General features: G+C 65.0%; 1 pseudogene. It reads right to left on the reverse strand.

What is annotated here, in order from left to right:
• Positions 1-13,207: pseudogene (locus ACZ5K7_RS47835) on the reverse strand (hypothetical protein); the annotation flags it as partial.

Below are 13,207 nucleotides of genomic sequence, written 5' to 3' on the forward strand. Positions count from 1 at the left end.
ACCACCGGATTCCCCACCAACACACCCACATCACCCACATTCCGCTTCAACCAACGCACCACCGAAACACTGCTACCAACAGCATCCGACACCAACACACTCGACCGACTCAGTGGCATAGTTGCAAGGGAATGCAACAAATCCTGTGCGTCGGGAGCCATTATTTCTCGCGCCATCTGGTCGTTCGCGTTGAAGGAGCGGGTGAGATTTTCACTTCTCCGCACCACCGTGTCGCGGTTCACATCCTCGATCAGCACCACCCACATGGCCCTGTTGAGATAAAGAGAAGCAAGTTCCCGGTTATTGATCAACGTAAACGCCCACTGCGGATGCCTCAGCGCCAGCCGTCCGAAGGTCGGATCACTGATCAGAATCCGGTAGAGCGAGTCATTTCTCTGTATCGCAGGAATGAGGCCAGGAATTGCTGCGAACGCGTTCAGGAGTTCTGAATCGCGACTCAATACCTTGTCGATAAGTGCTGGACGTTCGCTCAGCAAGACAGCCAGACCATTTAGAAAATAAAGGTAGGCTCCCAGCGCAAGGCTATTCTTGGCCGCCGCGAAAAGATCCGGGTTCGCCCGGACAAACTGATCGATCCAGACAAGTCGTTCGAGGCTCTCTTCATTCCCGTCGACTGCCGCAGAAATCGCATCCCTGATCGCATCCGGTTCCTTGTGCCACATTTGACCGAACAAGACATCACGCTCATTTACTGAGACACCTTCCGGCGTAAGAGCCTGATTTCCAGTAAAACGTGCGTCGGATACGGCATCCACCAGCTTGGTGACCCACTGCCTGCTGGCCTTCTTCGCCTTCTTGAGGGCGGCCACCGCGTCCAGCTCGGCCCTGAAATCTTCCTTCCCCAGAGCTCCCACAAAACCAGGACGCGCAATCGCCTCAGCAAGAGCCGCGGGAGCCGAAGCCAACAGACCCAAATACTGCCTGTTTTCAGGAGCGTCCAACGCCTCAAGCAGCTTCTTGTTGGCGAAGAAAGCCCTCCAGTGATGAGGAGGAAGATCAATGGACTTCCTCGAGGCAAGCTCCTTCAGCAGACTCTCATGAGGCTCGAGATTGGCGTACGAATCATCGGTGAGAACAGCAAGCATCTCCCCCCGATCCCCGGACAGCCGATAAAGCGCGCTGCCACCGAGCAGCATGGATTTGAGGAAGAGAGGGATATTTCCTGTAGCACTCAAAGCGTTCAAATAGCCATTATTGGTGGTATACGTGATAGGCCGCTCATCAGTAGGGCTCTCACGCCAGAGCCGCACGAGATGACGCACATTGGCGCTCGTCTCCATATGCACGTAAAGCTGAGCGACCGTAACGCTTTCATTCAGCATGTCCGACGCACCGGATTCCGTGCGCAGCGCCTCGATGAGACGGTGACGCCGGTCAGTGGTGGGAGCCGTTTCCAGTGACCCACCGAATGCCAGGTAGCCCCCGAAGTAGGGGAATCGCAGTGCTGCCGACAGCAGTCCAGGAGCGAGCAGCGGCGATCCCTCACGAACGATCGGGCGGACCGGAGCGCCTCGCCCGGTAAGCAGCCAGCGGAACTGGTCAGGCCGCTGAAGCACATCCGAGTGACCGGCCAGCACAGCCATCAATTGCGGGTGCGCGATGAGTGACTGCGTAAGGTGACCCTCCCGCTCGAGAAGCGCATCAAGAGCAGGGTTGGCCGCACGGACCCGGTCGAGCGGCGACGCGTCCGGGCCGAGCACGACGCGGTCGGGCAGTACAGGAATCACCGCTTCCCGCAGTGCGTCCTCGAACAGGTCGTCCGCCACGTCGTCGAAGCGGTTCGGATCCAGCGCCAGCACATGGGCCACAGCCGGCGTTTCAACCGCTGCCAGCAACCAGGCCTTCCGGCTCATCAAACGCTCGGCGAAACGAAGATTATCCTCCAGGGAACTGACCAATTGCGTCGTCCCAGCTGCCAGAGTATCGAGCAAAGACCCGGCGTACTTCTTGTCGGCCGAATCAGCGGTGCGCGACATCGTCTCCCGCAGCGTGGCCATGTCCTTGATCAGGATGTCAAGCAGTTTGGGCGTCATCGTCCACAGCCCGGCTTGATCGGAATACTCCTGTAGTGCACTCCGTACATCACGATTGGTCAGCAGTGCCACATAGTCAATGTTGCGTCCTGTCACGAGGGCCCAGGCGAGGGCCCACTCCATACTGAGGGATTCCGTATAAGCGGATCCGTATTTTTTGTGCACGTTGACCAGAGCGGCAGCCAAACCGGGCCTCTGCGTAATCGCCCACGTCCATGGCCCCGGTCCCGCCATATGCAGGACCAAGTCCGTAATCCCGTCAAGGGAGGTAATCAGGATTGGATGAGCAAGGAGGTTGTAGACGGAGGGCAACTCGCTGTTGAGCGCCTCGATGAGCGGGCGCCGCTTGCCCACAACCGTCAAAAGACCCTCGACGGCCTTCGGCTGAGACAGCCACGGTTCAAGGTATTGCCCAGGGAACACGCTCATGTGACGCAGCAGCACGGGGGCGTCGACAAGCACCTCCCGGAGCGCCGGATACGTGTGCAGCAACTTGGCGAGCACTGGACCGGCGGCTGCCGCCTTGGCCAGGTGCAGGCGTCCGGGCCGCGCAAGCTCCGTGATGGTCGGCACATGCTCCGCCGTCCACGCACCGTCGGCCACCACCTTGACCACCTCATCCACGGGCCACTCGTCATGCCAGGAATCCTCGACCCGGGCCACAGCCTCCATCACCCTCAACACCCGGCCCCGACGAGCCAGATCCAGCTGCATACCCCGCAGCACACGCTCCGCCTGCGCCTTGAAGTCAGGCGGAAACAGCACAGGACCGCTCTGCCCCCTCGACTGCTGCCGCTGAGGCATACCACCGGGCAGCACGGCGACAGTGTCCGGCAGAAAACGGTCGTCGTCGGACGCGCGCTCAGCCAGTGCCCGCGCTATCGCCTCGGCCGCCGAGTGACCTCCCGATTTTTCCGCGCGGGCGAGCTCAGCCAGATCTTGGGCACGTTGTTTCCGCAGATCACGGACTCCCGGGTCATCACCGATCAGCACTCGCGTCTGGTTGGGCACAAGGTTCCTCCCCAGTGCCTGACGCATCGACCGGACGTCCAGATCGTCGAAGAGCTCCGGTTGCTCCCTCATCGCAGCAGCAAGCGGGGCGTCACCTGCTTGTTCATCAACGGTCGGCTCATCCGTGCGCGTATCGCTGTCCACTGGCCGCATGCTGATCACCGCGCTGGCCGACCGGCCGGACGGGGCCGTGTCCAGATCGATACCGAGCAATGGCCGACCCTCGCCGTCGAACAGGGCGACGAGGTCAGCGGACGTCAGAGCGAGATCGTCGCCAGCTCGGCCGCTGTCCTCCCCCACGCCGAGCCGCCACCACAGCACCTCGCCGTCCCGCATTCGATAGCCGGCGATCGAACCGGCAGAGGAAGCACCAAGCACGACGAGAGCGAGCGCGCCCCCCTCGAGTCGGCGCAGGACGACGTCGACGCCCTCCCGACCGCCGGTGGCGGGCTGCCACTGGGTGTTCTCCGGAAGCACCGCCGCATCCGTGGTGGCTTCCTCGGGCCGCGCGAGGACGGCTCGCAACTCTGCGAGCAACCGCACCGCGGCCACGACCTCCGTGCCCTGGGGTATACGGCTTTCCGCGCGTTCCGCGGCGGCCGCGAATTCCGCCTCGTCCAGGACACGGGCCCTTGCGTCGGCCGGTGCGGCGGCCAGAGGCGTCTCGCTCCGGCTCGTTTCCCCGAATGGCTCTCCTGCGGCCCACTCGGACGCTCTGTATGGCATCGGAACGTAGAAGGAGGGACCGCCGCCCTCTGCCGGTCGGAGCCGAAGTCCATCGGTGGCAGCGCTCAGCCTGTATCGGTCGGCCTCACCGGCAGCGGCGACAAGTCCCATCACCTGCTGAGCGTTGGCGACTTCCCCTATCCACCCATTGCCACCGTGCAGGATGTACGCCGTGTTCCCGGCTACGCCTTCGTAGAGGAAGTCGTAGCCGAACCGCCGCCACAAGCCCGCCGCCAGGAAGCGGCCGTCCGGCAACTCGACATCGCCGCCGGAACTAACGCGGTAGGCGAACGACTCGATACGGGAGCTGCCGCCGGAGCCCAGCTCCGGCCCGGTCACCGTGGTCCATGCCGGCGAGTTCTCCACCTGTCCGGCCTGAGCACCGGACATCGACTCCGCTCCCGTCACCAACGGGGGCACCCCGGTTGTGCGGGGGCTCGTTACAGTGACCGCGCGGCCCGCGGGCCAGCCCTCCGCAACCGGATCCGCGCCTTCGTCCCGGCCGGCTCCAGCCAGTCCGCTGACCGGTCCACGCGACGTGAACCGTCCGCTCAGAAGGGCCGCCGCACGAATCGCCGCAGCATCAAATTGCTGCACATATGGAGGGGACTGCGGCGCCAGCTGTGCAAGGCCGGGCTGAGCAAAGTTGTTGAAAGCTTCCCAAGCATCGAAGAGTGATACTGCTGAGCGATGCTCCGGAGCAATCTTGTCGATGACCTTCCAAACAGCCCTTACCTCAATCTCGGTCACCGGACGCCCCATTACGACATCCAGTTCCACAGTCATCAGGTACTGCAACGCCTCCCTGGCCGCAGCCAGAACCCGCATCAGTCCCGCTCTTTGGGGTCGGGCCTCAGGTTGGTGCGTGATCACCACCTTGGTGCGGTCCCACAGCCGCCAGATCTCGTCACGCAGTGAAGCTGGCAGCGGACCGCCCATAGCGTGTACAACCGCTCCCTGAGCCAGCAGCCTCATCTGCACCCCGGGCAACAGGGGGCCGGAGGAGCGTCGGCCAGGGTTTCGCACTCGGATATGCGTCGCTTCCACCAGCGAAGCGAATATCGCCTTCACAGGATGCGTAAGAATAAGAGACGCATCGCGGATGATCAAAGTCCGAGCATAATCTTCCATCCGGACCGCTTCTTGCGAGATGCGCATGAGCCGCTGGAAAGCAGTCAACATCTCAGCGTCAGTGTGGTGATCCCGGTCCGCTCCGAAATTCCGGAACTCGAGGAGAGCCATACCGTAGGGCAGCCGACCGCCAGCCGTGTCCAGCCCCGGATAATCGTGCATTCCCACAGACTGATACTGACCCACAGCAGTGCCGGCGGGTACACGGGTCAGTACCGTTTTCAGCATGTCGCGAATGGTGGCCGAGGTGTCCCTTCCTACTGTCCAGTCAAGCATACTCTGAGTTGCATTCATATCACCTCCCCGACTCCCAAACCTTTCGGAGAGAAAAGCGCGAAAGTCAGTCACGAATATTTCTACGAACCGCTGATAATTTTCCTCGAGGAACAGTTTGATATCTTCGCTCAGGCCTGCCCGTATATCTTGCAGCGGCGTACGCGACGCCACAAGAAGAAGGTTCTTCCCAAGCGTTCCGGCAGGATCAAAGCGGGAAGATACCGCGACTGCCACATGAGCATAACCGATTTCCAGATAACCTTGCAGAGCGATAGCGTCCGGAATAAATCCGGCTATGAAAGGCAAATCGCTCGGACTTACAGGGCGACCGATACGCGCCTCCGCGTAGAGCGCGGCCATTTTTCCAGACAAAAGTGACGCACGTTCAACCATAGGTACGAGATGGTCATAGGTTGCATTGTCCAGTGCAACAAGGTGGGCTAGCTGCAGCCCGCGCACCGGGACACCGACCGTGAACTGTACGTAGCTGCCCTGCGCGCCTCCCACCGTACGGCCGAAATTCACCTCCTGCCCCTCAGGGGTGATAGTCCAACCGTCCTCGGGACGAAGATAGGCCGCGAGATCCGCACCTTGTACAGCTGTCCGGAAAATTGCCCTCGTGTCGTGCAGCAGCTGCATACCTTGATCAGCGGGAAATCTCTGCTCTTGCGGGAACACCTTGAGTGGCGGCGAAACGATTTCCGGAATAATGACAGCCTCAGCACGACTCACGCTTCTGTCCGCCGGCCTCAGGTGAAGACGGCGTGCGGAGTCCGGGAAAAATCCCCCCTTATCGGTTACGACGACAGTTCCTGAGCTATGTGTGGCCAAGAGGACACCAGGCAGAAAGGCCACACGATCTGGCTTCATCGTCAGTTCGCGCGGGACCTCAATTTCAACCCCAATCGCCCCGTACTCGTGCTCGCGGGCCGGGTCCAAAAGTGCGTGCGGCACAGAGGACGAGGCCGCAAAGGGCGCCAGGGCATCGGTGACCACGCGTCCCTCGGCGCTGATCACCACTGCCCGGGCGTCCAACAACGCAGTCTCCCGCGGTGGCACGGTACGCAGCGGTTCGCCGTCCGGATCCTGTAGCTCGATCCACACCACACGGGCGCTTCCCACTGCGTCCTCGCCGTCGGCGAGACGGTAGATGGCCCAAGCGTGTCCCTTCCCCGACAGCCGCCTGGCCAGGACGAAAGCTACGTCACCGGGCCTGTGCAAGGCCTCAGCGACAACGTCGTGGGAACCCACGGGCTGCCAGCCCGGCCCCAGGGCCAGCGCGCCCTCCTGCGACCGTACGTCCAGCACAGAGTCGTCGGCAGTGCCGGAGGGCCCCACTCCCTGAGGAAAGAGCCGGTCACGGAACCGGTAGAGGAGGACAAGACAGTCCTGCATGGTGGCTTGGGAACCGTCACCGTCCATCACGGACCGGGCCAGCTGCTCAAGATCCTCGCTCGTCCTGGCCAGCCCAGACCGTGGACCCACACGCAGGTGCGCTTCGCGCACCATCGCCGCCCTGGACAGATCGCTCGTGGCCCCTGCCGGTGCTACGGCGTCGGCGCTCTGCTGCTCCCGAGCGCCACGCATCGTGCGAAGAATGGTGGCCGTGCCATCGTCCGCAGGAGCGGCGGCCGTGGCAGAGTCCGGTTCCAGCCCGTCGTCGAGAAGCGGCTGACCTGAGGCGTCGAACAGAGCCACAAGGGCGCCCCGTTCGACAGCGAAGGAGTCGTCGTCCGGCCGCGCGCGAGTGACCTCTGACCCAGATCCCGTGCCCGCGTCGGCGGGCTCCGCCGTGCGGAACTCATGCCAGGACAACTCCCCGTCCCGGGTGTGATAGGCGGCCAGCGCGCCGCTGCCGGAGCGGTCCGCCACGATGAGTGCGAGGGTGCCACTGCCCCATCTGCGCAGGGCGGCGTCCACAACCTGCCGGCCACCGGAGACCGGCTGCCACTGGGTGTCCGCAGGCAGCGACGCGGGACGCACACCGGTGCCTTCGGCCTGCGCGACCGCGTTGCGCACCTCCGCCAGCAGCCGCAGAGCGGGACTGACCGCAGACTCCCGCCGCTGTGGCATCCGGCGGGCCGCGCGCTCGGCGCCGTCCGCCGCGACCTGGAACTCTATCCGGTTCAACGATGTGGACGGCGGGCGTTCCAGCGTATGCAGGTAGGCGTTGCCCAGGGCATAGCGCGTCCTTCCGCCGGGGCCCTGCACCGTTACCTTGACGACGGCGGCAACCTGGTAGCTCGGAACGCCATGGCCGTCCGGCGAGACATCGGCCGTGCCGGCGCGCAGGTATTCGCGGTTTTGGATCGAGCCACCGGTGGAGCCGCCGGAATGCGACCGGTCAGCAAGCAACGCGAATGAGGAGCTGACGTGCCCGGATGGGATGTTCATCGCGAGGCCGATCGTAGGGCTCATCGCCTTGCCGGCCCGAGAGGACTGGCCCGCGTCGGTGACGTGTACGTCTTCGATGGCGGCGTGGACGCCTGCCGCGAAAGTGACCGGCTGGTAGAGCTCCACCTGCATCGACAGGCCGTCGCTGCCGTAGGCACCGAGGAACGGCGCTGTGTTCTCACGGTGCAGTGCTGTCGGCCGGCCACTTCTGATCAGCTCGCCCAGCCGGACGAGCAGCCCCTCGTTGGACCAAGTCTGCACGGGGCTGGCCGCCGGATCCGTCTGTTCGCCGGCCGCCTCGCGCAGGGCGCCATAGATCTCGGCGAATCCGTCGTAATGGAGCATCGCCCAGGGGCCGGACGGCCTCCAGGGAGCGCCCTCAAGCCTGCTCTCCATCTCTAGGGCGACAGCACCCTCCGGCGGAGCGGAACGCGGTGCCGCGGGGTCACTGGTGAGAATCGCCGGGGCAACGGCAGCGGGGAACATGCCGGCATCGCGGGTGAGCCCGGCACCGGCCAGCCTCAGGGTCGCAAGGACGCCGACCGTCCTGGACGATTCCAGACGAGCCGTCGGTCGCGCTGTCAGGCCGGGCACCCAGGTCGCGAGCGCGTCCTGGAGGGCACTCGGCACGATCATGCGGGGTATCAGCGCCAGCGGGCCAGGGAGCGGACTGGCCGTCACTTCGACCAGTATGTTGTACGGAATGTCGTAGTCGGCAAGGTTTCCGGTGGCGTCGTCACCAGCGTGAGTCCACGTTCTGTGACTGTAACTGCCCTGTTCACTCCTGCCCCTCGACCTCTGGGTGGTCTCGCCGAGCGGGAGACCGAAACCGAACTTCGGCCAGGAGAACGAGAGCTTCAGCGCGCCTTGGTGGGAGGAACTGCGGGTGGCGGAATGCCCGGTGGCACCAGGCTCACGAACGGCCGACCCGGCGCCGGTGGTACGCACGAACTGGGTCTCCAGTTCATGTCCGAGAGGAACGGCTCTTCCGAGCACGCCCTCGAAGCCCGGCTTCGGGGAGGCGGTGAGCGTCAGTCGCACCAGTCGCGCACCCCACAGCGTGCTGTTGTGCGCGAAGGCCAACGACACGCGACCGGCGGGTATCAGGGCTTGCAGGCCACGCAGCGAGGTCATCCGGCCGATGCTGTCCAGCAGGCCGGGAACCGACGACGCGGTGCCGATCGAGGTACTGCCGGGAGCAATATTTCCGACGGCCGTGAGGGCAGCACGGGTGACCGATGTGTCTGCCGGCTCGGCGACGTCCACCACCGCCCCCAGACCGATGCTGCCGCTCGTCGTAAAGGCGAGGGGCAAAGGACGATCGGCTGGTGGCACCGACGGCAGATCCGCGCGGCCTACCAACGCGGCCAAGTGCTCGTGGCGGCTCAGCTCGTGCTCGCCGACGAAGAAGTCGACAGCCTGGGGAATCTCCACCGCCTTGCGCGCCGACGCGGTCCTCTCGGAGAACAAGTTGTAGGGCAGTTGATGGTGTCCCCGGCTCACCTCCACCACCACGGTGAGGTCCGCGGTGAAATCGTGTACGGGTGTCCCGCTCTGACTGGTAATCCGGTAAGCGGTGAAGACGTCCGATCGTGTGTCACTCTGCGCTCCGCCGAAACCGTAGGCATAACGCGCCGACATTCCGAAGACGCCGGACGACTGCCACCCGACCTGGGTCAGCGGCGAGAGGGAGTGACCGCTGCCACGGGCCACAGTGACATCCGCGCCGTCGCCGGAGACCTGCCACCGCTCGGTGACCAGAGCATCAGCCGGAAGCCCGCCACGGTAGACGATGTTCCCGAGGTGGGCGGAGAGACTGACCCGTACCTCGACTCCGGTCATGCCCGGGACGGGAAGGTCCACGTGATATTGGTCGGTGAGTATCCGGGGCAGGTTGTCGTAAAGATGAGCCGGAGAAAGCGCGGCACGCAGGATTGCCTGAAACTCCGTCGCCGGATTCGTGAGGTCAGGACCCGTCACGGTGGTGCGGGCATAGTGCCCGATGCTCTCGTAGAGAGACGCGCCCTGCTGGGCCACAGCCTCGAAGAGCCGCTGCGGGAGTGTGCGGGCGGTCGTTTCCTGTCTGGCGTCGCTCTGCTCCAGGTCGGGGGCTACATCCTTGTCCTGCTCCATGCCGGTGGCGGGACCTGCGGCGTCAACCGCGGACGACTGCATCGGGTAGGCGCCCGGTACCTGAAGGATCTCCAAGTCGATGTCGGCATCGGTTCCCTGGGGATCCGGCCGTCGGTCAGCCTCGTCGTCCGACGAAGTTCGCGCGGAACCCAGGAGGACATCAACCGCTTCCATGACCGCGGCGGTGCCACCGAGGCGTTCGACGAAGGAAGAGACCGGCAGCCGGATAGCCGGGGTGGAACGACGACCGGCAAGCTGGTCCAGATCCTCCTGAGTCACCTCGCGTACGACCGGCCGCGGGGAGGGGTCGTCCTCCAGCTCCTCTCGCATGCGGAAGGCGGGTAGTGCCAGCTGGACCCGCCCTGCCGCGGTGACCGGCGCGGGCAGATCGCCGTGGGTGGTGAAGAACTCGGCCTCGATGACAGCCGGTCCCTCGACCACGGAAAGATGCCGCCCGCTGATGAGGTAGTTCTCCTCACCGTGGTTGTTGTGGTTGTTCTCGGCCAGGTCCCTTTCCCAGCCGAAGGAGTAGTCCAGGCCGGGGCGGACCGTCCCGCCCCCCGCGGGAAGAGTGGCGCCCACCTGGAAGCCGGCATCCACCGCATGCTGGGTGATGGAGCGGCGCTCGCCGTCGTTGCGCCAGGAGGCGTAGAAGTTGAGCACCTGCACGCCAGGCAGATCACGCACATGTTCGAGCTCACCGGTGGGACGGACGCTGAGCCGAACCGTCACCCTCTCCACACCGGCCGCCGTGGTCCGGGTGAGGTGCACATGCCTCGAATCGCTGATGAGTCTGCGCAGAGCCGGTACGGAGCGGGCTTCTTGCAGCCGCTGCGCATTGGCCAGAAGTTCGTCGTGCCGAGCGCTGTCGCCGGCGGCAGCCGGCCCCGGCAGGAAGTCACGCAGCCTTTCTTCGATCTGGCGGAAAACCTCCTCCTCACCTCTGACGCCGATGGGGGTGACGGAGATACTCAGGTCGGACAGTTCGCGGACATGCCTGGGGGCATAGCGTCGAACGGCGGGCCGCTCGTCCGGTCGGCCGATGGAGTCAGTGGTGGGCACCCGCAGACTCACCGGATAGCCAATACCGTCGTTACGCTCCGGAAGCCGGAACTCTTCCTTCCCGTCGGGCCGCACCAGAGTCAGAGAGGCGAAGGCCATGTAGTCGCCGACGCTGTGCTCCTCGGTGAGGCGGAAGCCATTGGAGTACAGGACACTTCCGCCGTAGTTCAATCCATGGCTCTCGGACCGATGGGTCCCGACGGATCCGCTGATGCCGATCCGATCGAGCACGCCACCGCCCACATTGGCCGAGATGCCAGCGGAGGTGGTGCTGGTGGTAGCGCCCGTGACAGAGGTCGTGTTGAAGAAGTCGGTCTCCAGGACGGTGTATCCGGCGACACGACGACCGCGCTCTTCCCCCTGGGGCAGTTCCGCAAGGGCGAATCTGGAGATGAGGAAGCCCACGGGGGAACCGTCGTTGCGGTACAACCTGGGCGAGAAGTGGCCGCCCAAGAGACGCATTACCCCGCCTCGCAGAGTCTCCTCGGCAAAGAACTGACGCACGGCGTCTTGTGAGGCGGGTGCCAGGTCTGACAAGTGAGGGCCCAGCACCTGCAGGGCGTCCTCGTAGTAGGCGACAGCATGAGGGAAGGCATTCACGCCCAGCAGTGGCACGTTCTGCACCAGGTCGGCCAGAGGCGCCGGGGTCAGGTTCCGCGCCACATCGGTGTCGGTAGCCTGCTGCAGCAAATGCTCGGGAAAGACGGTCTGCTGGGTCCAAGCTACGCCCAGCGGCTTCCAGGGCGTGGCGCCGGAGGAGGTCAGCGGTCCCTGCCCAGGCCCGCCCGTGAATCGCCACTCCATCGAGGCGCCCCAAGCGAACCTCTCTCCCAGTTCACGGGCGCCCTGCAGGTCCAGGCTTCGCTGAGTCTCCCCCATCGAAATGACGGCGGACCGCTCGCCGCGTTTGACGGAGAGCGAGGGAGTCACCGAAACGGACTGGGGCTGCGGATGATAGGGCAACGGCCAGATCTGGTTGCCATTGGCGCTCACCGTGCGCAGATCGCTGACACCCACGGAAAGATCGGAGCCGTTGGCCGCGATGTTCCAGCGCTGGAGGAATCCGGGTGTCTCCGCGAGCTCAAAAGCCAAGGGACGAGGGTCGCTCAGTTTGAGTCGTACCGACAGTTCGTACTCAAGACCGCGGGACCGCAGCGCCTCAAGGCGCACCACGAGTCCGGACTGACTCAGCACCTGCCGGCGCAGGAAGGCGAAGTTCGCGGAGGTGAGCCGGTCCTCCAGTTCGCGCAGGATCTCGGATTCGGTGCCGCTGGGTGATCCGACGACACTTGCGACGGCCCCCCGCAGACCGGCACCAGACCCTATCGCCCTGCTCACCACTGCTGCCAGCTGTGCCTGCAGTGCGGACAGAGCTTCGTGAGGGACCGGAGCCAGGTGCACCAAGCCGTGCAACTCTTGCGCATCCGGGGCAGCAAAATTATGGACAATGTCGGGCAGGAAGGCGGCAGCGCCTCCGCCTGAGGCGTGTCCGGCCTCGCTACTGGAGTCCGGTCGCGTCTGCGAGGCAGAGGTCTGACTCTGGGCAAACGGACCCTCGGTCTCCTGCTCCTGATGCAGGAGCCGGCTTCCCGATGCCTCGCCGCCGGGCGGTTCGGTGATCGAACCCGACGGGAGAGGCATGCCACCAGGCAGGCCAAAGGGGCGGCCGGTGACGATCGACGCCACGACGAAGAACGACGCCTCCTTCACATTGCGCAGCGGCCGCGCACCGTGGAGCTTTTCGGACCAAGACCGCACCTCGCCTGGTTCGACGGCCTTGGGCCATCCGAGCCTCTTGGCCTCGGATTGGACCTGAAGTTGCAGATGGTCTAGGAACGAGCCGGAACGGGCGGACAGGGGACCCCGTGAAGCAGAGTCCAGGATCGGTTCGAGACTCTGTGGGATGGGCCTAGCGCGCGGGTCGTCCGGGATGCGGGCCGGGGCTTGCTCGAAGGCTGTGGCATCGGCGATGCCGTTCGCATCCGCGTCCGTAGTGCGGGTGTCGGGGGTGTGGGTGCGGTCCCCACGGCGCGGCACCAGACCAGCCGTAGTGTCCCGCCCACCGGCAACAACCCTCTCCTGCACACCGCCCGCCAGCGTCTCCTGCACACCGCCGGCCAGCGTCTCCTGCACACTGCCGGCCGTGGTGTCCCGCCCACCGCCGGCCGTGGTGTCTGGCACGCCGCGGGCCAGCGTTTCCTGCACGCCGGGCATCGGGGCCGCAGACCCGGCGGCCGTCTCGCCGCCCGCGCTCCGACCCGAGCCCGCCACATCGCCCGCCGGGCCGGTGGCCGGATCGCCGGCCGGGCCGGTGGCCGGGCCGGGGGCCGGGGGCCGGACACCAGGAACATCCTCCCTGCGCGCCTGGGTGAACGCCTCCTGGAAAGCGTTCTCATGACGCTCCTCATCCCTCAGCCACG

The organism is Streptomyces sp. NPDC031497 (assembly GCF_055580905.1).